20 protein-coding genes are annotated in these 24,356 nt (G+C 47.7%); 8 read left to right on the top strand and 12 right to left on the bottom strand.

Translation table 11 applies throughout. The features are described 5' to 3' along the window. Positions 1 to 37: 37 nt before the first annotated feature. From F1593_RS15065 to F1593_RS15050, 3 genes are all read right to left on the bottom strand, one after another. The gene (locus F1593_RS15065; RefSeq protein WP_149402388.1) at positions 38 to 898 is read right to left on the bottom strand and encodes a class I SAM-dependent methyltransferase; all 861 of its coding nucleotides are present in this window, start codon (positions 896 to 898) and stop codon (positions 38 to 40) included. Next, a complete protein-coding gene (locus F1593_RS15060; protein ID WP_149402387.1) occupies positions 895 to 1,617 on the bottom strand; it encodes a TetR/AcrR family transcriptional regulator in 723 nt (240 codons plus the stop codon). Before F1593_RS15060 ends, F1593_RS15065 begins: the two co-directional genes overlap by 4 nt. A gap of 397 nt (positions 1,618 to 2,014) precedes the next feature. Then, a complete protein-coding gene (locus F1593_RS15050; RefSeq protein WP_235932592.1) occupies positions 2,015 to 3,697 on the bottom strand; it encodes a thiamine pyrophosphate-binding protein in 1,683 nt (560 codons plus the stop codon). Between the two features lie 341 nt (positions 3,698 to 4,038). On the opposite strand from F1593_RS15050, the gene F1593_RS15045 reads away from it, so the two are divergent. The 3 genes from F1593_RS15045 to F1593_RS15035 all read left to right on the top strand — a co-directional run bounded on the left by F1593_RS15045 (position 4,039) and on the right by F1593_RS15035 (position 7,579). Next, a complete protein-coding gene (locus F1593_RS15045; protein ID WP_149402386.1) occupies positions 4,039 to 4,323 on the top strand; it encodes an NAD-dependent epimerase/dehydratase family protein in 285 nt (94 codons plus the stop codon). A 593-nt stretch (positions 4,324 to 4,916) separates the two neighbouring features. After that, on the top strand, positions 4,917 to 6,623 hold the full coding sequence (locus F1593_RS15040; RefSeq protein WP_149402385.1) for an ArnT family glycosyltransferase: 1,707 nt from the start codon (positions 4,917 to 4,919) through the stop codon (positions 6,621 to 6,623). A 311-nt stretch (positions 6,624 to 6,934) separates the two neighbouring features. Then, the gene (locus F1593_RS15035) at positions 6,935 to 7,579 is read left to right on the top strand and encodes a copper resistance CopC family protein (protein WP_172632136.1); all 645 of its coding nucleotides are present in this window, start codon (positions 6,935 to 6,937) and stop codon (positions 7,577 to 7,579) included. On the opposite strand, the gene F1593_RS15030 is transcribed toward F1593_RS15035, so the two are convergent. Both F1593_RS15030 and F1593_RS15025 read right to left on the bottom strand, forming a co-directional pair. Beyond that, positions 7,521 to 7,820, bottom strand: coding sequence for an SDR family oxidoreductase (locus F1593_RS15030; RefSeq protein WP_149402383.1), 300 nt, complete (start codon positions 7,818 to 7,820; stop codon positions 7,521 to 7,523). The genes F1593_RS15035 and F1593_RS15030 overlap by 59 nt on opposite strands. A gap of 760 nt (positions 7,821 to 8,580) precedes the next feature. Continuing rightward, the gene (locus F1593_RS15025; RefSeq protein ID WP_172632135.1) at positions 8,581 to 8,934 is read right to left on the bottom strand and encodes a nucleotide disphospho-sugar-binding domain-containing protein; all 354 of its coding nucleotides are present in this window, start codon (positions 8,932 to 8,934) and stop codon (positions 8,581 to 8,583) included. 460 nt (positions 8,935 to 9,394) lie between these two features. On the opposite strand from F1593_RS15025, the gene fdhA reads away from it, so the two are divergent. The 4 genes from fdhA (at position 9,395) to F1593_RS15005 (ending at position 14,131) form a co-directional block, all read left to right on the top strand. Further along, positions 9,395 to 10,585, top strand: a complete 1,191-nt coding sequence (gene fdhA, locus F1593_RS15020) for a formaldehyde dehydrogenase, glutathione-independent (RefSeq protein WP_149402381.1) — start codon at positions 9,395 to 9,397, stop codon at positions 10,583 to 10,585. 182 nt (positions 10,586 to 10,767) lie between these two features. Next, complete coding sequence (locus F1593_RS15015) at positions 10,768 to 11,319, top strand: L,D-transpeptidase (RefSeq protein ID WP_172632134.1); 552 nt, start codon at positions 10,768 to 10,770, stop codon at positions 11,317 to 11,319. A gap of 453 nt (positions 11,320 to 11,772) precedes the next feature. Beyond that, positions 11,773 to 12,687 carry a hypothetical protein gene (locus tag F1593_RS15010; protein WP_149402379.1) on the top strand — a complete coding sequence of 305 codons (915 nt, stop codon included), beginning with the start codon at positions 11,773 to 11,775 and terminating at the stop codon, positions 12,685 to 12,687. Between the two features lie 289 nt (positions 12,688 to 12,976). Beyond that, complete coding sequence (locus F1593_RS15005) at positions 12,977 to 14,131, top strand: hypothetical protein (RefSeq protein WP_149402378.1); 1,155 nt, start codon at positions 12,977 to 12,979, stop codon at positions 14,129 to 14,131. A gap of 52 nt (positions 14,132 to 14,183) precedes the next feature. Here F1593_RS15005 and F1593_RS15000 read toward each other — a convergent pair whose 3' ends face one another. After that, positions 14,184 to 14,663 carry an OsmC family protein gene (locus F1593_RS15000; protein WP_149402377.1) on the bottom strand — a complete coding sequence of 160 codons (480 nt, stop codon included), beginning with the start codon at positions 14,661 to 14,663 and terminating at the stop codon, positions 14,184 to 14,186. Positions 14,664 to 15,205: 542 nt separating this feature from the next. Here F1593_RS15000 and F1593_RS14995 point away from each other — a divergent pair. Next, positions 15,206 to 15,805 carry a GNAT family N-acetyltransferase gene (locus F1593_RS14995; RefSeq protein WP_149402376.1) on the top strand — a complete coding sequence of 200 codons (600 nt, stop codon included), beginning with the start codon at positions 15,206 to 15,208 and terminating at the stop codon, positions 15,803 to 15,805. A 162-nt stretch (positions 15,806 to 15,967) separates the two neighbouring features. Here the strand turns inward: F1593_RS14995 and F1593_RS14990 are convergent, their stop codons facing one another. From F1593_RS14990 to F1593_RS14965, 6 genes are all read right to left on the bottom strand, one after another. Beyond that, on the bottom strand, positions 15,968 to 18,172 hold the full coding sequence (locus F1593_RS14990; protein ID WP_216368874.1) for an alpha-galactosidase: 2,205 nt from the start codon (positions 18,170 to 18,172) through the stop codon (positions 15,968 to 15,970). 163 nt (positions 18,173 to 18,335) lie between these two features. Further along, complete coding sequence (locus F1593_RS14985) at positions 18,336 to 18,773, bottom strand: GNAT family N-acetyltransferase (protein WP_149402375.1); 438 nt, start codon at positions 18,771 to 18,773, stop codon at positions 18,336 to 18,338. Between the two features lie 74 nt (positions 18,774 to 18,847). Further along, a complete protein-coding gene (locus F1593_RS14980) occupies positions 18,848 to 19,852 on the bottom strand; it encodes a D-alanyl-D-alanine carboxypeptidase family protein (RefSeq protein WP_149402374.1) in 1,005 nt (334 codons plus the stop codon). Positions 19,853 to 19,940: 88 nt separating this feature from the next. After that, positions 19,941 to 21,188, bottom strand: coding sequence for a phospholipase D-like domain-containing protein (locus F1593_RS14975; RefSeq protein WP_149402373.1), 1,248 nt, complete (start codon positions 21,186 to 21,188; stop codon positions 19,941 to 19,943). Between the two features lie 363 nt (positions 21,189 to 21,551). Then, complete coding sequence (locus F1593_RS14970) at positions 21,552 to 22,301, bottom strand: YqjF family protein (protein ID WP_149402372.1); 750 nt, start codon at positions 22,299 to 22,301, stop codon at positions 21,552 to 21,554. A gap of 564 nt (positions 22,302 to 22,865) precedes the next feature. Continuing rightward, a complete protein-coding gene (locus F1593_RS14965; RefSeq protein WP_149402371.1) occupies positions 22,866 to 24,083 on the bottom strand; it encodes a 6-phosphofructokinase in 1,218 nt (405 codons plus the stop codon). Between the last annotated feature and the right edge of the window lie 273 nt (positions 24,084 to 24,356).

Raw genomic sequence — 24,356 nt, 5'->3', positions numbered from 1 at the left:
TTTTTCCACTGCCATACGTTTTATCATTTCCCCGGGCTTAGGATCGTGATTCCGAGCTTGCGTTCTCATATCGGTAAACTATTGTACGTTCCATCCTACGCAGCGTGGGGTTGACCTCCTGCGCGCGGTAAAGGGCCCGCCACCATAACGGGAATCGGGAAAACGCGACCAGTTCGCTTGGTCTGAATTCCTTGATCAGTTCAAGTTTTGGCTCAAGCTGCTTGATGTCCTGGGGATCATCAAGGCCCCATTTGTAGGTTGCACCCGTGCCCCCGACGTTCGAGCCCGCTCTTTTCACAATCCACGGATTGCAGATATCGAAGATCATCTGGCCGCCGGGGAAGTGAGCGACCACCGCATTGAGGAGCGCTTTCACTTCCGTTTCGCTCAGGTAGTGCAGCACCCCCTCGGCGATAAGTAGCCCGGGCCGGTCCCGTGGGACCTCGTCCAACCAGCGCAAATCCTCCAGCGGTGCACCGATCAGGTGATAGCCACCCCGTTTGGGGAACAGTTGGCGGCGCAGGTCGATCACATCGGGGTAATCCACGTCGAACCACTGGACAGAAGCCTGCGGATCGACTCGGAAAACACGGCTGTCCATGCCGCAGCCCACGTGGAGCACGGTCGCATCCGGGTGATCTGCCAGATAGCGGTTCGTGAGCAGATCAAAGGTTGCGGCTCGCGTGGCGATGATGGTACATCCAATCTTGCTCCACATCCTCCACGAGCCCACTCCCTTGTAGTGCTTGCCGATGTCGTAATCAATATGCCGCAGTGCTTCTTCTGCCCACGGGTCGTGCAAGATGGGATTCTTCCATTGGCTCTGGATCGCTCGACCGCTCAAGGTCATGAGCATCGTTTCTTTTTCTTTTGTGAAGTGGATCTTCTCAGTTGTCATTGGTTTTTCCCTTCCGTATCATCTGTTTCAGTAAACTGTGCCTGCGCCTCTTCGATTTTCCGGCGCATTATCGCTTTCCCTGCTTCGAGGTTCGCCCCCGCTTTCGGCGTGAGCAAACACTCGCAAAGCTCGGTCACCGTTTCCACTAACTCATCAAAAGATGGCTGGCTTGATCTGTTGGAGTCATCGAGAGGTGCCTTCGTGTGAGAAGAGAGAGCAGCAAGGATGGAAGGAGTCAGCGCATCCAGGATGAAAGCTATGGCTCTCGTGTTGATGTCCTGACGAACGACTCCGATCTCTTGCATGGTCTGGAGATACTCCCGTGTCGGACCAGGATCAGGCGGCCAGGAGGTGAAGAAATTGCCTGGTCTGGAGAGATATTTGCCAAACGTCTGCTCATCTCGCGTATACATCGCAGTCATCAATGGTAACTGCTTGAGGGCAGTGAGCAGACCCCGATAGACGCTGGCAACCGTGCCTCCCAATGGATCACTATCGAGATAGCGATTCCAGACTTCCGCATAGATGTTCACTTCCCGAAGCAGAAGGGCTTTTATCAATGCATCCTTTGAAGGAAACAAGAGATAAACCAGTCTGCGGTTTAAGCCGACAGCATCCGCCACATCGCTCATCGTCACTTTGTTGTACCCATGCCGAAGCAGCAGTTCAGCCGTCACATCTAAGATGGCCTGTTCGCGTTCTTTCTCATCAATCCCCATGATTTCTCACTTTCACAAAATTTGTTCATTCGTTACTCATTGTAGATGCGCTTTCGTTGGGTGTCAAGACTTCTGGCAGTTTCTCCGATACATCCTTCATTTCCTCATCCTACAAAGGAAGAGCTTATGAAAATCTGTTATGTGCGCATCTCGAAACATGAGCAGAACGAGGTACTCCAGATGGATGTCCTTAAAGAAGCGGGTTGTGAGAAATGATTTGTGGATAAGATCACCAGCTCAAAAGCCGAGCGAAAGGGACTGGGCGAAGCGCTGGCATACCTGTGGCCTGGGAACACCTTAATTTACAGGTGAAGAATACTTTTTTAGCAGGTTGAATAGAAAAAGCCATCACATCTCTTTAATACAGAGAGTGATGGCTCAAATTGAAGAACCAGCACTATTGTGCCAGGGTCGTCAGTTGTTTTTCGGCTGTGTGTCTCTGATCCCACTGGCGAGGCAATAGGGGCACCTCGATGATGGTTGGTCCGTTATGCTGGCTGGCTTTTTTGATGGCACTACTGAGCGCTTCAGCTGTCTCTGCACGCATACTCTGGGCGTGAAATGCTTGAGCCAGTAGCAGATAATCGGGGGCCTGGAGATCCGTTGCAATATAGTGTTTGTCGTAGTTGGTGCGCTGATCAGTTTTGACCCGTGTGAATGTTGCATCATTAAAGATAACCACAATCACGGGTATTTTTTCTTGAACTGCGGTTGCTAGCTCGCTACTATTGAGCAGAAAACCGCCATCTCCACACAGGGCAATCACTGGACGACCTGGAATGGCTAGTTGGGCTCCCAGTGCCATCGGAAGTCCACTACCAATCGTGCACAATTCGGAAGGATGAATAAAGGTGCGTGGTTGGCGCATGGGGAGATAGCATGCTGCTGCATAACCCAGCATGGTCATATCGGCTACAACCACCGTTTCTGCTGGCATTTGTTCCAGCGCTATGCGTACCCCTTCAAGGAGTTGGAGATTTTCCCCTTGAAATTCTAAGGTGTACTCATAGATTGTCTCTCGCAAGTCAGCAAGGGCGGATTCGGGAGCGGTGCGTTCCATTGGATAGGATTTCAGGAGCTTAAAGAGTGTTTCCAGCGCAACTTTAGCATCCGAAACAATCCCAACCTGAGCACGATATGCATGCCCAATTTCCATGGGATCAATATCGATATGTATCAAATTATCCGGCAAAGGGAGGCGCCCACCGGCGGTGCGCTCGGCTCCCAGTTTGCTTCCTACTACCAGGACCACATCACGCGTTGCTATAAAGGCATCTAGTTCGAGGGGAAGATTATCATTGGTCGCAATGACTAATGGATGCCGGGTGGGCAATACATCATGACTTTTACTGCCAAGCAGCACGGGAGCCTGAAGCAATTCAGCCAATTGCAGTAATTGCTGGTTGGCCCCGGACGCTGTGACGCCATTGCCCGCGATAATCAAGGGGCGCTGTGCTTCGCGCAAGACGTCGACCGCGGCAGCCAGTGGTTCTATCGCTGGCAATGGTCTTTCCCAGAGGTCCAGAGCTGGAATAGTTACATCAGCTGTCTGCAACAACAAATCATAGGGAATTTGGAGATACGCACCACGGGGACGTCCCTGATACATAACACGAAATGCATCGTGTATCGCTTCTGGAATTTCCTCAACATAATTGATTGCTCGCGTCCATCCTACCAGAGCTTGCATGATGCCGAGTTGGTCTTTTACCTCATGGAGTTCGCCCCGATTCAAGCCTTGAGTGGCTCGTGAAAGTGCGCTACTAATTACCAGCAAGGGAACTGAGTCAGCATATGCGCTGGCTGCCGGGGTCGTGACATTGGTTACGCCAGGACCCGTAATGGTGCACACGACGCCCGGACGCCCTGAGATGCGAGCATAGCCCTCGGCCATAAAGCCCGCCCCTTGTTCATGGCGTGCCAGGATATGGCGCAGTCCAGGCTCATGGTAGATCGCATCGTAAATGGGAAGTGTATGTACTCCTGGAATACCAAAGATGGTGTCAACATTATATGCGCGTAAAGTGGCAATGATGGCTTGTGCGCCAGTGAGATGCTTCCGATTGGAGGCGTTGGTCACGTCAGAGACTCCTCTATAAACATAGTTTTTACTAGATATTTTTATTGGTGCTCTTCTTTTTGTACTTAGCTTACCACATCCTGAGCAATCAAGCATCTCTGCTGGGACTGGTCTTTTATCATGCAAGAGCAGTACCTGAGCTTATTGTTAGCGAAGCACATCACGTATGGTTTTGTGACTTTTGTCTACTATTTGAGAAAGCTTTCTCTTTCTCATACATGCGTACCGCTGGCAAGATACACTATTAAGAACGTTGCTCGCACTTTTATAGTACTGCCAATCAAGCCCAGCAAGGTAGAAATTGCTATGAATGCTCTAAAATGACAGTAGATACTCTGTAGATGGATTTCCACGCCAGCGATATTCGTGATCCTGGCCTCAAGACTCTGTTTATGGATTGCGAGTCGGTAATTCATCTTGCTTTTGTGGTGGGCCGTCCCTATGGGATGAGTTTGCAGGAGGCTGCCAGTATCAATCTATCTGGCACCTGGAACACTTGCCGGGTTGCTGCTGAGGCAGGTGTACATACGCTTGTTATCAGTAGTTCTGTGGCCGCTTACGGCTCTCTGCGCGATAATCCTGTGCCGCTGATTGAGGAGCATCCATTGCGTGGCTTATTAAATTAATTTTGCCAGGTTTACCCGTGTGATTATAGATGGAAAGCTCAACTTATGCTATTCAAAGTACGCATCGTCTCAGAGGGGATATGAACTTTGAACAACTCTGGCAAAAATATACCATATGGTTTACCTGCTATTGCCTCAACAGGTCAAACATGATATCTTCTCTTAAAGAAGAGTATAGTTTGAATAAATTGATACACAGGGAAAGTCACTTTAATCATAATCAACCATATACAATCCGCCTTTGCATGATAATAGGGTTGATAGGGATGATTTGTACTCTTTTTGCTCTTTAATTGTAATAATAAATGAGGATACTCTGCTGTGTATCCTGATCAAGGAAACATATAGAAACATTCTTTTAGAACTTATTGTTACTATGAAATATGCCAGGGTATTTTATGATTTCATCATACAAGTAAGCCTGGGTCTCTGTCTTTTCGAGTGAAAGCGGGGTGCAGGGGCGGCAGCTCCAGACGGAGCGCGATGGCAGGCATGCCGGGGGCATGACAGTCCTCGCCATTATTCCCTTTCCCTAATCACCCAGAAGGATAAAGAGCCGTAAGCTTTACAAGAAAGGGTATCAATTTACTTTTATGAATGTTTTAGATAGTTTAAAGCGTTTTCATGTTGGCAAATACGAAATCGGTATGTTTGCTCTCGTGCTGGGTGCTCTTGTCTTACGCATTATCTTGCTTGCACTGCATTGGCCTGGAACAAATAGTGATGAAACAAATATGGGATTGCTTGCCAATCACGTTGCCTTCAATGGTGATCGACCTTTGTTTTTTTATGGCCAACCTTACATGGGGCCTATCGAAGGCTATGTCTCCGCTCTCATCTTTCGTGTATCCGGTAGATCATCTATCTTTGCTTTACGCTTCGGGACGTTGCCATTTTTTGTACTCTTCATAACATGTATGTATGCGTTGATCAGTTTGTTGCATTCCAAAAAATTTGCTCTCTTTACCACGCTCCTGTTTGCTTTGGGCTCTAATGTTGTGCTTTCTCTGCAAATTAAGGCTGTTGGAGAGTATCCTGAAACGGAATTTTTTGCAGCGGCAATTTGCTTAATCGTTCTCTGGCTGGCACTTACTGCATCGACAAATGATAAATCGAAACGTGCAAATTTTTGGCGTATTGGCATGTATATGCTGCTGGGAATAATCTTTGGCTTGGCGATCTGGGTCGACATGCTTATTTTGCCTTTTGTCTGTATGGCTGTTGTTTTTCTTTTCTGTTTTTGTCGCCGTGAATTATTTTCCTTCTTGAGCGTATTATTGGTAATTGGCTTTGTTGTGGGCCTTATTCCACTTATTATTTATAATTTGCAGGTCCCTTTCTCTCAGAATTCCATCCTGGTGCTGTTACACCTTCATAGTGCTGGCACAAAGACGAGGCTATTACAGCATCTGGTAGGCTCATTAGGTATTAGCTTGCCAGAAATTATGAGTTTCACCCCTCAATGTCCTCAATCATCATTCCCTTTCTTTGGCATTGCTGATGTACCATGTGTTGTGTTACAGTTCAGCTGGGGATTTGGCTATTTGCTTTTGTGGCTGGTTGCTATGCTAACAGCCGTGATTACACTTTGGAAATTCTGGCAGCGAAGGAATGGCACCTCGCTCTTTACTCCCGATTGGACGTTCGAGCAGCGCCAGCAGGTTATTCGAGAGTGTGGGCGCATCATGGTGCTTATTTGTGCGATTGGCACGCTCTATTTGGATGCTTCAAGCCAGGTTTCTGGTATTACCCCGGGCCCTACCACTCGTTATCTTCTTTGTATGCTTATCTCTATTCCGACTGTATTATGGCCTCTATGGAGGAGCTTTCCTTCATTGTTGAGGGCAGGTAGTCCAGGGAGTATTGTTCATTGTCTGGTCAATGGAACATTACTTTTATTGGTATTGTTTATGTTTGCGTATGGTACTGTGTACACATTTATTTATAGCGTTCCTCAAGCCCAGGATACATATCGCCACCAACAAAATATTGTGTATCATCTGAAGTCTTTTGACGTAAAATATGTCTATTCTGATTACTGGAATTGTAATAATATTACTTTTATGAGCGATGAAACAGTGATCTGTAGCGCTTTGAATGAGGCATTAGGACCCGGGTACGACCGCTATCTAGCTTATCCCGCTGCAGTGCGGCACTCTTCCCATCCAGCCTATGTTTTTCCTGAGCATGTAGCGCAAGTTGCGGCTCTGGATAAAAAGATTGCGCAGCATGGATTTGATGTTCCCTATCAGCGTAGTGTTTTTGAGGGCTATGTGTATTATATTCCTCAAATCAAGTAGCCGTCATTGACGCATCTAAAGAAGATATATTTTGTTTCAGCCGCTTTTTTCAGCTCTCCTTATTGACAAGGAGAGCTGAAAGCAGTTTCATTCGATGAAATTGAGTCACAACACCTGCTGGTTGCATAGATGTTGTTGTATTTATTTTCATGTGTGTCGATTGTGCATACTAATAGCAGAGTAGTATGCTGATTTCGTGCCTCTGCATGGTGTATGGATAGTAGTGAGGGGATGTTTGCATGGCATATGATGTTTGCAGCCAGACAAAGACTGTTCGTTTTTATAAACTTATGGTGTGTAGAAGACATTGGATGACATGTCTGGTCTGGTTGATGGGATTGGGGATGGCGAGTAGCTCTTTTTTGGTTTTTTGCACCTCTGGTCTGGCTCTGGCTCATCCATTGTATAGCGAATATGTAAGTTCTGATCCTGCAGCGAACATGCAATTGAGGCGTGCCCCACAGACAGTTACTGTCCATTTCTCTGAATATCTTGCCGCCAGGAAGAGCATTCTCATCATCACCAATGCCGCTGGCAAACGGGTAAGTTCCACTCTTGTCCAGCCTCTTCCTGTGAAGGTTCAAACGTTACAAACTGCTCTGCGAGATACGGGTTCAGAAGTGTATATTGTAAACTGGTATACCGTTTCGGCAAAAGATGGCAGTCATGATGGTGGTAGTTTTCGTTTTTTTGTGCATGCCAGTGCTCCTTTGCAACGTTCTCTCAAAGCATATGCGCCCTCACTTCTTCCCTATCACCCCACAATATCCTCAACTTCTAGCCCGCATGAGCTGGCGACCATTCCTCTCTGGCTGGCTGGCTGTATTGGTTTAGCTGGCCTGATCACCGGAATTGCCATTATATGGATCTTTTCCAGGCAAGCGTTCTACCGGCGGGCTATGGGCATTTTGCCGGATGCTTCCGATGAAGATGAGTATATTTCCCATTATGATTGATTTTATGCTCTGAATGTGGATCATCTTCCAGTGTGCGTTCGGTAATTGTGGCCCCTGGACTGATCGCATTGGCGGTAATGCCATATTTTCCCACCTCCAGCGCAATATTCTTCGCGATCATGTGAATGCCCGCTTTGGTGATCCCATAACCACCAAGGTTGAGATGAGCCTTTCTCCTCTTCGCTCGACTTTGTACATTTTTAGGCTTTTGAGCCTGAGAAAAAGGGCGAGTGCGACGCATTTTCGAGCTCACGTTTTCAAAAATGTACAAAGTCGAGGCTAAACAACGTTTGACTGCGTACCAGTATAGCGCTTGCTTTGCTCTAGAGCAAAACAAGCGCAGAGTAAATTTAATGAAACTCCTTGCTTATTCGTCTCTCTTAAGAGAGATTTAATCTCAGCTTAATCTTTAGCGCTCTTCTTTGGGAAGGGAGAAAAGGAGTACCAATTGGCCACTTTACCTGTACTATCTTCCAAACGAGATCCTAAAAGAACAAGAGCGATTCAATGTACGAATTGTCAAAAGACCTCCATTGTAGGACTTGCCGATGGCGGCAAAGATATTCACTTTTTGAATATGGTTACCTGGGAATGTCCAACCTGTCACAAAAACAATGTGACCCCTTTTCTTGAGAATATTGCTTCGTGAGCACATTCTCTCGTGAGCTTATCGTCAGCTAAGCTCATTTCCATTCGATGCTAAATACAAATCCTCCAGTCAGATAGAAATAAATGGTGTAGTGCTATATATGGCATTTTATATGAGAGAGTGTTTGCTTCCCACTCCCATCGAGATCTTACTGCTCACCTGCTGGCAGGCGCTTGCGCGCCTGCGCCATACACTCTACAAAGGGGTTTGAGCACCATTGGCGCGAAAACTCATGTTCCAGGATGGCGAAGACCATGGGAAACAAACACGTTGTGTAGCCCCAGACTATTTATTTTTACCTGACGAGAGGATATCTGGTGCTCCCTTGCTTGTTTGCTAGCTATTCTTTATGCTATTGTTCAATTTTCATGCGGTGATCGCTGGAAAATTGCTGTATGACATCCACTGCTTTCTTATAACCACTGGCATTGCGCACATGTTTTTGCATCTCCTGAACATGGGCCTTATAGGCAGGATCATGCGCGATATGTTCCACTGAGTCGCGTAGTGTTTCCGCGCTCAAGATATCTCCATCGAGTTTCAAGCCCAATCCCAATCCCAGTTCCTGGATGTTGCGGGCTGTCAGAGCTTGTTCAGGCATTTGAGGAAATGTGAGCATCGGGACTCCATAGTAGAGGCTTTCCATGGTACTGTTCATAGTTCCCAACGCTCTATAGAGAACTGGCTTACCATCTAACTGTTCCAATGGAAAAATTCCTTGATAGGGACACATCTGCAGCGCTGAACCAACAAAGACAGAATTCTCGCCAAAGCTTTCGCGATCGGGTTGAAATTCACGGGGAATAAAGCTAATGTTGAGTGGTTCAGATCCAACTAATCCCTATTCTTTTTATCACCTTTCATTGACATATTCCATTTTATATGCTAGATTCTTGCTTGGATAGAAGTAATAAGCAGTAGATGAGCTAGTATTAATAAAAGTGTAATATCCAGTTATCCTGGTTTAAATTGGATATTACACTATTTACCATTATAAGTAATTATTGTTTTGCTAGGTTATTTATGATGGTAGAGCGTGTATGTAGTACCGATAAGTAGAAAGTGTAGTGTGTTTCGCTCACCACAGGTGAGCAATGCTTTCAAATTACATCCCGGCTATGCAGTTGACCTGTGATGGATTTTTTCCAAAGAAGGAGAACAGTGACATGGCAAGCAACAGATGTGTTGTATACCTTGAACCGGGGAAAGTAGAAGTTGAAACTATCGAGTATCCCAGGCTGGAATTAGCTGTGCAGCATCGCAAGTGCGATCATGGTGTAATCGTACGTACTATTGCGACGAATATCTGTGGCAGCGATCAACATATGGTACGTGGCCGTACTACTGCGCCGAAAGGGCAGACGCTGGGTCATGAGATTACAGGTGAAGTGATTGAAGCCGGACGGGATGTTGAGTTTATCAAGGTTGGAGATATTGTCTCGGTACCCTTTAATATCGCCTGTGGACGTTGCCAGATGTGTAAGTCAGGAAACACCGGCGTGTGTTTGAATGTCAATCCTGCCCGCCCTGGAGCCGCTTACGGCTATGTCGATATGGGAGGCTGGGTCGGTGGTCAGGCTAACTATGTGATGGTTCCCTACGCCGACTGGAATCTCTTAAAGTTTCCCGATAAAGATCAGGCCATGGAGAAGATACGTGATCTGACAATGCTCTCAGATATCTTCCCTACTGGTTATCATGGCGCGTTTACAGCTGGAGTAAGGACAGGCTCTACCGTGTATGTGGCGGGTGCTGGCCCGGTCGGGTTGGCGTGTGCTGCATCCAGCCAACTCCTGGGTGCTGCGGTGGTGATTGTGGGTGATATGAATCCTGAACGTCTGGCACAGGCCCGGAGCTTTGGTTGCGAGACGATTGATCTCCGTAACAAGGCCGATTTACCAGATATGCTTACACAGATTGTTGGCGAGCCTGTGGTGGATGCCGCTATTGACTGTGTGGGTTTTGAGGCTCGTGGACATGGTCAAGGGGCCAGTGAAGCTCCGGCTACGGTTTTAAATGATGTTATGTCGATTACCCGTGTTGCGGGACGCGTCGGCATCCCCGGCTTATATGTGACGGGTGATCCTGGTGGCATCGATGAGAATGCCAAGACAGGTCAATTGAGCGTGAAGATGGGTTTAGGGTGGGCCAAATCGCTAACCTTTACAACCGGTCAAACGCCTGTCATGCGTTACCATCGTCAACTGATGATGGCTATTCTGCATGATAAAATCCAGATCGCGAAAGCTGTGAATGCGACGATCATTTCATTAGATGACGCCCCGAAGGGTTATGTAGATTTTGATAAGGGGGCTGCCAAAAAATTTGTGATTAATCCTAATGGATTGATCAAGTAGCCAGAATAACGCTTTGCCCGTGATGTCCAGGAAATCATCGCAATTGATTTCCTGGAATTTTTTGTGCTTTTTAGCTGTACATTGGCAGGCGAGATGTATCTTTGTCTGTGAAGATGGCGTTTAGCTTTTGTTAGCGAAAACAGCTTAGGCTAATCCTTTTGGTGATGCGTAAAGGGGATTCTATGACAAAAGGTTACGTCGTTCGGATAGGTTGGTGGAGTGTCCTTTTCATTATTCTGTTGATTTCCTGGATCTGGAGTCCGGAGTGTACTCTGGCCGCCCACATTGCTGATAACTCCCTGGAGGGGTCTGCTCAGAAAAAATTAATAGATGTTAATCTTACGCAGCAGAAACTGACAGCATTTACGGATGATCAGGTCGCCTATACAGCGTACGTGATGACTGGACGTCCAGGTTTAGGCACACCTACTGGTACCTATCATGTTTTTGCCAGGGAGAGTCCGACTACTTTTTATTCTCCATGGGCGCCAGGTACCGCTAATTGGTATCCTCCAACGCATATTAACTATGCTCTGGAATGGAAAGTCGGTGGTTATTATCTGCATGACTCCTGGTGGCATTCCCAATACGGTCCTGGCACTACTGGTTGGCATTATGATCCCATGTTTGGTTGGCAGGAGGGATCACATGGCTGTATCGCTATGGCCCTGGCAGATGCACGCTGGCTCTATCAATGGGCCCCTATCGGTACTACCGTCGAGATTCATTACTAGCATTTTGCTTTTATGTAGTAAGAGACTGCTCTCTGTTTAAGGGGCAATCAGCGTTATCCTTCTCTTCGGATGGGTACATCTCGCTCTACCAATTGATGTGGGATAGACCCATCTGGCTGCTTTTGTTGGTCACTCTTTATTTGGTGCGCCATGTATACTGTATAGAGATAATTATATAGGCCGTTTCTATTTGTGGTATCTTTGTTATCATGGCCTGAGAAGGTGTCGGACTTCCAGTCCCATCGGGATCTTACTGTTTGACCGGCTGGCAGGCGCATGCGCGCCTGCGCCCTTTTTAGTGTGTGGTGTTGGAAAAGTTCGAAGAACTTTTCCAACACCACACACTAAAAAGATGTTTGAGCACCGCAGGTGCGAAAACTCATGCACAGAGATTATGGAGAGCATGGGAGTCCGACACACTCTGAAAAAGACTGTTTGAGAAGGAGCAAATGCGTGGATAGTGTTGAGTTTGTGGATTATGTCCATCCTTATATTGAAACGGCAGTGGGTTATTTTGTTGATCCAATGAAGTTAAGTGGCCTTTATTCTGCTCGTGCAATTGAGCTGTTCTGGAATGCGCTCTATGATGAGATTGGGCATTTTCTGGTGCGCACTTATGATCAGTTGGAGGCCGAGGAGTTATTTGTTGCGGGTGAAACGTTGTGCTGGGCTTTTGGCTGTAATGATGATAATATTATTGCGGGTTGGAGCTGGATGCGCGGTGAAGAGCAATCGCTGCAATGTGAAGAAGGACCTATCTGGCGCGCATTTCGCAATGTTGGTATCAGTATCGCTGATGTGTATGATGCTGGCACTTTTCCCAAACAGTATTGGGTTGAGATCTGGTATGGCCCGGGTTCTATCAAGTTGCTCAAACATGAGCAGGGACGGATACAATTGATCCTCCCCACATATATTGAGGCGCGTATTGAGCTCATTCAAAATACTCTCAATGCCTACTATGCTAAGAGTTACCAGGATATACGCGAGATCGAAGCGGAAGATGCCAGTGGCATGGTTGTGAAGATTCGCCAGCACAATCTCACCGTTGTCGAGGATGCGATGCAGGAACCACAACCACCTGTACATGCTGTTTATACCTGTCAGATCGAGCAACCACGCGGCCTGATTCAATTCAGTAGCGCCAGATTCCCCGCAAAATCGCTTGACGAACTTATCGTAATGCTCTGTTACGATTTTATTAATTTTGAGTCCTTCTTTACTCGCCAGCGTTTTGAAGAGTTGATTGGACCACTTGGGCACAAACGTTTTATAGGTGTCAATACAAATACATTAAAAACCATTGTCCATGCCGCTCAAGGGGCTGTGAATGAAGTTCGCTTAGACGATGCTACATTACAAGAGTAGCTTGCTTGAGTCAGACATTGCCTATCCAGGCTAGTACTTTTTCGGTCGCATGTGTTTGCTTCGTTAAATTTAAATCTCTCTGTTCGTTTACTCTTTGAGGTTAAGAAATACATCAGTTAGCTGCTGGCGCTGAAATGAAAAATAGAAAAGAACGTTTTCTGGCACAATGGCTGAATATATGGTATTGTAGAGCACATAAATACAGTAAGCTTGTTTCTCACTTGAAAATACCTGTTTCTGCACATATATTTTGGGTATTGTAAACCATTATCAGATCAGGAGAAGATATATGCAGTGTCGTGTCTGTGGTGCTCCCCTTGCGCCTGGAGCGAATGCGTGCCACATTTGCGGTAGTAGCGTGGTACCTCATTCCAATCCACAAGGGTACGGATCACCGGCCTCCCCCGGCAATTATGGAGGTTCTCCGCTACCACCTCCAACCTATGGTGTCCCTTACCAGCCAGAAGAATATAATCAGCCAACCGAGCAATTTATTCCTGGAGCAAATTATAATCAGCCAGCAAATCAACCGTATCCACCCTATAATCAGGCAGGAAATCAACCGTATCCACCCTATAATCAGGCAGGAAATCAACCGTATCAGAATAATGGGTATAATCAGGCAGGAAATCAGCAATACCAGAATAATGGGTATAATCAGGGGGGAGGAATGTCTTTTCCCTCGGCTGGTCAACAAGTATTTGATAATGGACGATCCAGAGCAGGTGCTCCTTTTCAATATGCTGGTCGACCTGGTTCCGCTGGTGCGCGCCGTCCCGACAATCTTCAATCTTCCAGGCCACGCTGGGGATTAATTTTGGCTATTCTGGCTGTGGTGTTGGTACTGGGAGTGGTTGTCGCGTTAGTCGTTGGAAATGTGCTATCAGCGCCAGGCGCAACGCAAACTGCGGGCACGAATACAAACACATCCAGTACGCCCACGAACTCGACAGGCAGTACATCGAATGCGACAGGTGCCAACTCGACCAAAGCTGCATCGACCTCTCCCACCGCAGGCAGTGCACCTGCTGCCAATACCGGGGCAACACCTTCTGGTAAAACGATTGATCCACAAGCCTCAACTATTATCGTGAATGCGCAGACCGCCAGTGCGGTTGATGATAAGACCTATGAGGCTAAAGCCGGCGCTGCCACCACTACATTTAAGATCAAATCTCCTATCTATGTGCTGTTTCATCTTGATACGACTAAATACGATGTCACACAGCAGAAGGCGTATATAAATGTACGCTTTTACATAGGCTCACAAAGTATCTTGAAAGATAGCCCACTGGCAGTGGTGCAGAATCAAAATATTGGCTACTATGACGCGCAATATTATCAACCCACGCAGGCCGGGGCTGCTGAAATTTATTGGTGCCATCAGGCGGATTGTAGCGATGGTAAATTGGCCCAGGTTGTCCATTTTACCGTGACCAATTGATACTTTGATAGCATCAAGCAAGTGGGTAGAAGAAACGCGATCAGGGAGATCCTCAGTGGATTGGATCTCCTATGGTAGCACCCGCCGCAACCAGCCTCTGACCATTATTATCTATGATATGGAATGTATGCTGTATCTGGATGCTTTTGTCGAGCATGGCACTCACTGAACAATAGCTCTCCTCTACCAGCTTTATGGCCCTCTGTACCGCTGCTGGCTTAATATCCTGACCTTTAAAAAAATGTTCAACATTGATAGATTGAAAGATGTGGGGAGGTTTTGCTGTTTTTGTGCCATAAGCGCGTATTTCGTAATCGGTGATGGATGATTTCATCTTGCGCAAGATCGTGATAATTTCTATGCCTGCACAGCCCGCCAGAGCCGAGAGTAGCAATTCCATGGGACAGGGACCGCTACCCGTATCTTCAGGTGCCATCTCATTATCCAATTGCAATGTGTGGCCGGAACCTGTCTCTACCGCAAAGCTCAGTCCAGTTAATAACTTTGCCTGTATGTTCAGCTCTTTTTCCATATTTCCTCCTACTTATACATACGAAGCAAAATCTGTCCGGTTGCTAGCGCACTGTTATGACTTTTCAAGCCGTTGTTTTTGATGCTGTGTTTGCTTTTATACTCTAACAGCTATGTAAGAACAAAAGCAACTTATTGACATGTATGGATTGCTTTCATTGACATGTGTTTGATTCCCATGCTCTCCATAATCTCTGTGCATGAGTTTTCGCAGCTGCGGTGCTCAAACATCTTTTTAGTGTGTGGTGTCGGAAAAGTTCGAAGAACTTTTCTGACACCACACACTAAAAAGGGCGCAGGCGCACACGCGCCTGCCAGCCAGGGAGCAGCAAGATCCCGCTGGTATTGGGGGCTGACACTCTCTGAGAAAAAGGAGTAATTATATCTATAGCTGTACATCATATTATGTTGTCAGCAGAGGATGACTGTAAATATGGCGATTGGTCTGCTCTGTACGGAACTGATTGGTGCTTCGCAGCTTTGGAGTTTGTTGTTTATAATGTAGATACATCAAAATTTCTAAAAGGAAAAGAGATTATAGCTATGATGATAACCGAACCATGTACATTGACGGGTCAACTTGTTCGGCTGGAGCCCCTGCAACCGGGTCATGCGGAGGAGTTATACGCCACCGGGCGCGAACTTGAAACCTGGAAATATATACCTACCAATCCCTGTCTCTCGCTTGAGACGATGCAGCAATGGATCGCTGATACTCTGCAATTGCAACAAAAGGGCGAAATTTTACCCTTTGCAATTATTGATCTTGCCAGTGGTCGTGTTGTCGGCTCGACACGCTATCTGGCGATTATGCCCAGCTTTTATAATCTGGAGATTGGTTGGACGTGGCTTGATCCCTCGGTCAGACGTTCGGGTATCAATACAGAGTGCAAGTATTTATTGTTGCAGCATGCTTTTGAAGACTGGCATGCTATTCGTGTCCAATTGAAGACGGATAGCCGTAATCTGCGTTCACAGGCAGCGATTGCGCGCATTGGGGGAGTTAAAGAGGGTGTATTGCGCAACCATATGATTATGCCAGATGGCTATCGCCGCCATAGTGTCTATTTTAGCATTCTGGATAGCGAATGGGAGCAGGTGAAAGCCAATTTAATTGTGAAAATGCATGTGTATGAAGCTTAGCTCACTGCTTGTTTAAAATGTGCCAAACTTTTATATCTTCTGTGATCTCTATGTATGCGTTTTTGCACCAGAGGTGCTCAAAAAATATTATGTGGGATAGAAAATGTACTCGACACATTTTCTATCCCACATAATAAAAAGGATGCAGACGATAATACAGGATTATGCCTGCTCTTGCAGGTGCAGGATGCAACTGCTGTAAGATGTTTTGGGGAGCGGAAGTTGTACGCCATAGTTCATCAAAGCGGTTCCAGAAAGTTCAAACGCAGCTGTCTCGCCTGTTTTACCAGCCTCTACGATGCGATAGCGTGCCGCGGGCTTGAGATTTTGTAAGCGCAGGCGGGGGGCGTTTTCCCAGAAAGGATTGCTGCGATGGAATGCCAGCACTACGGCTTCACTGGCATCGGGTGCGACACACTCAACGGCAGCCCAATTGCCTGCGGTCTCTGTTGGCGAAACGAGCCAGCTTTGATCTCCATCCTGGATCAGATGGCGAATGCGTTTATAGACAGCGATCCACTGTGCGCCCTCAACCAGTTCTTCCTCACTCCAATGGATAAGGTGTCCTCCAATGCCCAGCATGCCCAGCATGGACACATGGAAACGATATGCCAGCGGAATCTCATTGCGCACACGATCACTGGGGGTATCGGTGATCCAGGCTCCCATGACGCGCCCAGGCAAAATATATGAGGCCCCTTCCTGAATGAAGAGACGTGCATCAGGATGAGTATTATCACTGGTCCATACCTGATCAGTCCGGCGCAGGATGCCTGGATCAGCCCGGCCACCACCACTGGCACAGGATTCGATGCTCAGATTGGGATGACGCGCACGTAAGGTATCCATAATCTTATAGACTCCCTGTACGTGGCGCACCCAGATCTCTCGTCCATCATGTCCAGCATTGATATATTCCGGCCAGCCCGGCTCCGAGATAGGGCGATTCATATCCCATTTAATAAAGCTGATATCCTGCTCGTTGATTAACTGGTCCAAAATGGTAATCAGATAATCCTGGACATCGCTACGTCCAACATTGAGCACAAGCTGGTTGCGTGCCTCATTGCGTGGGCGGGTCGGATAATGATAGACCCAATCCGGATGTGCTCGATAGAGGTCGCTATCGGGATTAGTCATTTCCGGCTCAACCCAGAGGCCAAACTGCATCCCAAGTTTGTGAATACGCTCAACCAGAGGACGCAATCCCTGCGGAAATTTCTGAGGATCGACGCGCCAGTCGCCCAGGCCTGCATGATCATCATTCCGTGCCGGGAACCAGCCATCATCCACCACAAAGAGTTCTACTCCCAGGCGAGCGGCCCGCTCGGCCAGTGCGATCTGTCCCGCTTCTGTGACATCAAAAAAGGTTGCTTCCCAGGAATTATAGAGGACCGGACGTGGCTGACTGGCCTGTGGTTGTGGTAAGACATGTGAGCGCACATAGCGATGCAGGCGATGGCGAATTCCATTCATCCCATCGGCGGCAAAGCCAGCTACAAAGTCAGGCGTGATAAAGCTCTGGTTAGCGGTAAGGACCCAGGCGAAATCGTGATCATGGATACCTCCCTCAATCGAGGTTCCACCTGTGATATTTGTTCTGATCTGCAAGGACCAGTTGCCGCTCCAGGCCAGAGTGCCAAAATAGACCTCACCTGTGTGCTCGGTTGCCCGGGTATCAATGGCGAACCAGGGATACGCTTTTGCGCCGCTAATGCCACTGCGCGACTCAAGCTGTATATTTCCGGCTACAACTGGCTGTTGCTGAATACGGGTCTCGTTCGCCCATTGTCCTGCGAGAGTGGTAAGGCGACGGGGCTCGAATTGTTGTGGCAGATGCCAGACGGCCGAGAAGGCGCGCCCCAGCACGACTGGCTCCTCGCCATGATTGATAAGTTGAGCAGAACGAATGATTAAATCATTGGCGCTATCCAGGCGATAGCTGAGGATAACTTCAAATGGATAGGCAGCATCCCGCAAAGATAGGTGTAGGGTTGGGAGTCCTTCTTGCTCGGTAATTTCTACGCTGGCATAACGGAGATCCAGATCGCGCGTGCCATCGGCAAAGCTTGCCTGGGCCGCAATAGCCCCATATCGTAAGCCACCCTGTGCGGGATAGACCTCAGCGGCTGCGGTCAGTGAGGAGTCCTGAGCGCTACGTTCAAATTGTAACTGAGCGTTTGCAAGATCTGTGCTAGAGGATAGGCGTGCTCCCCAATAGAGCTGTAATAAATAACCTTCATCGGTCACTCCCAATGCATAACTACTGGCCTCTGTGACCAGTAACCAACTGAGCTGTGTTGGATGTTGATGAATACCTGGCATAACGGCATCGTTTGTCTGCGATTGCGTATTGCTTGCTGACATAAATAGATGATCCTTTCCGGCTGGCCTCATTGTCAGTATCGTCTGCTATCTGGATGGGCGGTCTATAAGGTACAGTGCGTGCAAGCAGGCAGCACTTCTACTATACGGTACCTTTTTTCATTGAGTGATGTCAACCTTGTAAGCAAATCTATCAAGCTCTAGACTAGTTTTGGGTCTCGTGGAAGCGATTTTGTGTATAGCGTGTCACTACCTTGCGCCAGAAAGCCTGCGCAGCCGTATTCTCGATATCCTGTCGTACCTTCCAATGTCCTGGAAACATATCAAATACCTGATGCGCGACCAACTGCCCCAGCCCTTGGTGGCGATACTTCCGCAAAACAAAGAATTCCGCCATCGTATAACTATCAGTCTCGGGAATTTTTTGTACAAACACAAAGCCGGCCAGTTTGCGTTCAACCCGAATCAGAAATGGATAACGGTCGGGATCGGTCCAATAATGATCTAAATAAGGATAATCGAAGAGCCCGTGATCCCCAATACTTTTATTGGTGAATTCACTATAGTCATGCTGGCAAAGTTCGAGTAGATTGCGCAGAATAAATTTCTCTTCCAGGGGTGCTAACGTAATCTCAACTTTCATACAGGACACGCCCCTTTATCTCTCTATTTGCGATTTTCTATGAATGATCCGCGAAACGACCTCGTTAGTAAGGCTTACTGGCGGGTTGGTGTTGCTGCCAGCGTTGGCGTCGGTGTTGGTTCACGCATCGGTAAGGCGAAGCCCCAATCCAGTAGCAAGGGAGCATCAGTAAAACGATCCTCTTTTGCCTTCCCCTGTAAGAGGACCCCGATCAGGGTATGTTTGCCATCGCGTGCCGCAAATACCAGGCAGGAACCTGCTTCAAGCGTGTATCCTGTCTTGATACCAATGATACCGGGATACAAGGCCAGCAATTCGTCGGTTGTATCCCAGTTATAGGCTTGATGATCAGCCGTGGCTGGTAAGACATAGTGTTGGATCTGCACGATCTGAGCAAATCTAGGATTACGCATGGCATAGCGCGCTAACTGAGCCAGATCCGCAGCGGTGCTGTATTCATTGGGATCAGCCTGCTTGTTTTTGCCATAATCATAATAAGTCAGCCCATCTGGATTGATATAATGGGTATGGGTGAGATGAAGTTTATGGGTATAATCATTCATCACTTTTGTGAAATTCGTTGGAGAGCCACTAATTGCGTCGGCAATAGCTATTGCGGCATCATCCCCAGAAGGTAGCAGCAAGCCATAGAGCAGATCAATCATGCGCACTTTATCGCCTGCTTTAAGGCCTGCGCTGCTGCCGAAATTTTCTGTGACCTCTTTAACCGCATCATTTCTGACTGTTACAATCTGATTGGGATCGCTTTTCTCCAGGGCAATGACCGCCGTCATGATTTTGGTTGTACTTGCCATTGGAACCTGCTCCGTGCCGCGTATGCTGAGCAATGTATCATTGGTGTCTACATCGAGCAGATAGGCAATGGGAGATTTAAGCGTGGGTGGCGTACTGCCCAGCGCGCTGAGAACTGGTAGCGGCGTAGGGGTTGGGGTTGGTGGGGGAGGATTAATGGTGGTAACCATTTTGCCACCCAGTGGTGTCATAACCATCAGCGGAACTATCAAGAGTGCTTCAAATGCGAGTAGTAATAAAATTGTAGCTAAAATTATGCGCTTCATGCGGCGTATCAACCTCAAATTTCACATGTTATTATGCTAAAGCTGTGAGGAGAGAAACTCCCAGCTCTAACGCAGATAGTTTTCTCCTCTACATCATAAAACGCAGTGGATTTAGAATATGCTCGCTGAGTTTTGTATACCAGGGACGCCGGTGCCATGTTTCCGCTGTGAGCTCGATGGAGTCAGCGGTATCACAGGCAAAGAGCCGTTCCATTTGTTGTGCAAACTCTGAGCTATAAATCTCAACATTGATTTCATAGTTGCCGAGCGAACTCAGGCGATCCATATTAGCGGTTCCAACCGTTGACCATTGACCATCAATCGTGCAGGTTTTAGCATGCAGCATGGCATGACGATAGCCGATAACCTTAATACCTGCTTCCAGACATTCGCTGAAATAGCTGCGTGAGATCCAGTCGGTAACGACATGATTGGATGTCCAGGGAACCAGGATGCGCACATCTACCTTGCGATGGGCAGCCTCTTTTAATGCATCTAATAAGCTACCGTCCGGCACAAAATAAGCATTGGACAGCAGAATAGAATGCTCTGCTTTGTTGATCGCTTCAATGTACATATCGCGAATAGGGAAGGTTAGGCGTAATGCATCGTTGCCATGCAGATCGATAAAAGGATCAAAGCGACGCTGGTAATGATGTGTAATAGCATTATTTTTTTTGCTACAGCGGTTCCAAAAATCAATAAATGATTGTGCGATTTCGGCGGATGCAGGCCCTTGTATTCTCAAATGTGTATCACGCCAGTAAGAGGCATACAGACTACCAATATTATAGCCACCAATAAAGCTGGTATGCCCATCGACAATCAGGAGTTTACGATGATCCAGTGCGTAACGCCGTGGATCAATCAGATGACCAACCGAGTCGACGGACTGATATTGGATCAAATGAATGGCTGGATCGAATGAGGATTTGAATGTATGCGGCACGACAAGATTGCCGAAGCGGTCAAAAATAACATAGACCTCAACCCCTTCCGTCGCCTTTTTAGCCAGATGGGTTTTAAAATTCCAGCCCGCCTCATCATCCTTCCAGATATACGACTCTATATAAATGCTTTCTTTCGCATTATCAATGGCATCGAGCATATCTCTATAGAGATCCTCTCCATAGCAGTATAGTTGCAGTCGATTCTCGCCGACCTGCACTTCCCTCAGGTCTATGTGAGGGAAGTGACGCTGTTTCTTATTGCGATCCCGAATTGCAGAGATGAGCATAAGAATCGCGGCTGTACCCACCTGGGCTGAAACACTTGTCACAAGCAGTGTACGCAGCACTGCCTTTATTGAAAAGGCATGTTTAAGGCGTGGAATCATTTTTCCTCTATCATAGATATTGAGAAGTGGAATAGGTCACCTTCCTTATCCATTCTATCTCCAGGAGACATTTATATATTCATTTATGGGCAAAAGGATGTATTGCAAATGCTGTAGCAATTATTGTTGCTAACCAACTGCATTATAGCATGTAATTTGTTTACCCCATGCTTAAAAAGGATAGTTTTGGTATGCTATAGCACAAAATATCTAAGTTATCTTTTGTCTGTCTTCTGTTCTTGCTTAGAATGTGTCGGACTCCCAGTACCAGCGGGATCTTACTATTTGAGCACCGCAGGCGCGAAAACTCATGCGCAGAGATTATGGAGAGCATGGGAGTCCGACACAGTCTTAGTATAAGCATTAAATAATTCGCTGCACCGGCCATACGAGAACATCCAGACGGTGTGTGTAATAGAGAAGTGGTGCCGTATCGGATAATGGGATCTTGTGCGAGAGCGCCATTGTGTCCAGCGTCATATCCAGTTCGGCTGGTTGTAGGGGCCAGGGGAGATGATGAATATTGGCGCGATAGATCTGTGTATTAACATTCGTATAGAGGCAGTAGCGATCTGTGAGCCAGGAGGCCAAAGAGTGGCGCCGGGCATAGTCAATCGCTCCGGTAGGGCGGTAGCGGGCGATAAACACGGCTGAGGCCGCCCTACGATGGGTACGCTGGCTACGATAATAGATCGTATCGTCAACGCGCTGACAGGTCATCTGGGCGTTGAAGTAGGGCAGGTGGAAGACTGAACGTGCGATAGCCACCGCGATAGGATTGCCCGCATCCAGACTGAAAAAGTAGACCCCGGGCTTTCCATCAATCGTCACATAGGTACGTACATTTAATTCAGGGAAGTATGACAGAGCGGGAATAGGAGGGATGCCGCGTGGTCGTACCGCGCTCATGCGAAAAGGAACGACGCCAACCCAGGCTTCACCTTCAAATGTATCGAGTTCAAAGCTAGCAGGCATCAGTGGTCGGAGTTTGTCTGGCGCGATAGGCCAGTGTGCAAAGAGGAGATCATGCCAGTTTTGACGCATAATCCAGGGGCTTTCGGGCAAGGGATAATTTCGATATTGTGTCTCTTTTAAAATCTCTTCCGCTCTCATCTTATCTAATCCTTATGTATGAGCTTTCTTATCTGAAGTGCTCAGCCAACATGATTCATCCCGAAATTTTGAAACAAAAGTTCGATAACATGGGAGTGCAGAGGGCGAAGCCTTCTGCCGGGGTGTGGAGTGTCCTCACCTCCTTCTTTTCCTCTTTTTGCATGCCGCCTGCGGCGGCGCGAGGAAAAAGAAAAAAGGGCAGGGGACACTCCTGCCGCCCCGGCAAGGGGCTCGCCGCCCCATAGGTGCGAACGTAAGCGGGATTGTTAAGGGTGCAACCCTTAACCTGGGGTTCGGGGCTGTGCCCCGATCTCTCACCTCCCTCTCGCCGCCGCGCGCGGCGGCGAAGAAAAGAAGAAAAAGGGGTATTTGGGGACACCCCAAACCCCGGCAAAGGGCTGGCCGCCCTTTGCAATCCCGCTTGTAAAGCCTTACGTTCGCACCTATGGGCTCGCCGCCCCTTGCAACCCCGCTTGCGGAGCGGATTGAAGTGGATCGAATGCCTGTTCGAAAAATTCGGGATGATCCATGCATGCAGGAGCGTGAGCGTTTGTCTACAGAATGCTAGCGAATTTGTGGTTGATAAGGACCTGTAATGTGCTCGAAGCGTGGTCGATAGCGCGTCTCGTGATAATCCGCAGGATCAACACGGCGGGCGGGAATATTCTTGCCGGGAATATCAGTGCAGATATATGCCCCGTTGCGATGAGCCGCCATGACACTGTGTACCCCTTCGCTAACTTTTCCCATAATCACATTAGCAAAATGAATTGCGACATCCTTATCGTAGACTTCAGGTTCGCCACTGCGCAAGAAATAGGTCAGATCAATGGGCAAGAAGCGGACGCCAGGAATGCGCTCCGTTAATTGATCCCCCAGGAACTCAGCAACATTGGCTTTCTTCTTATGTCCATATGAATCGGCCTCGCCAACCGTGGGTACAGGAATGCCCATATTGGCACCTTCGGACATGACCACAAACGAATAGCCTTCAGGATTTTGACGATCCCGCATGACCAGTTCCGCGAGTCGATCAATGTTGATAGGTACCTCTGGAATAATCAGGCGATCTGCCCAGGTGACAGAGGAGGTTTCGAGGGCGGTAAAGCCTGCGTCACGTCCAAACATTCGGAAGAGAACCGTTTGACGATGCGAGCCTGCTGTGGAGCGGATACGATTGATGAATTCGCCCGCGCGACTGATAGCAGTCTGGAAACCAATACAATAGTCCGTGCCGGGCACATCATTGTCCATGGTTTTAGGAATTGCCCAGACGGGAACGCTAGCGGCTGCTAATTTTGAGGCATAACTCAAGGTATCATCGCCACCTATCGCCACCAGACCATCGAGTCCCAGAAATTCAAGATTAGCGATCACCTCTTTGGTCAGATCGACGCGATCCTCTGGCTTATGATTTTCACCATATGATTTGAGATGTGGGGGTAGGTCACTGACACGTGCATTGGCTGGATTGGTGCGTGAGGATTGTAAAATAGTGCCGCCCTGACGGTCGATGCTGCGCGTGTTTAAACGCGTCAGGGGCATGAGATAGCCATCTTTCCATGTGGAAGGATCTTCTTCATGGAAGATCAGCGATTCTGGTGGGCGCGAACGATCCAGGAAGGAGATACCTTCCCAGCCTGCGCGCAGGCCCATGACTCGAATACCCATGGTTTCGGCACGGTACACTAATGCTTTGATTGCTACATTCAGTCCTGGCACGTCACCGCCACCGGTCAGTACGCCAAGCGAGCGAATGGGGCTTGATACATGTCCTGGCATGGGAACCTCTTTTCAGTCGAGACTTATGCTCTCTTATTTTATCCACCCGCGTCCTCTTTATTGAAGGAGGGCAGGGAGATTTCACTCTCTTTATTGGTTCGGAACTGCCTCCTGACCACAAAGACCTATAGAGAAAATTATACCACTACTATCGGTTTGTGGCCTCAAATGTGCATGGAAAACTTTAGCACTCTTCATATTGTCTCTATGTGTAGAATTCACACCGTGATTTGTGAATGAATACGTTTCAGTTCTACTGCCTCTGTTTTTGCC

Source organism: Dictyobacter arantiisoli, assembly GCF_008326305.1.
Classification (GTDB): Bacteria; Chloroflexota; Ktedonobacteria; order Ktedonobacterales; family Ktedonobacteraceae; genus Dictyobacter; species Dictyobacter arantiisoli.
Note: the sequence above shows the minus strand (reverse complement) of the source record. Positions and strands in the feature narration are given on the sequence as shown.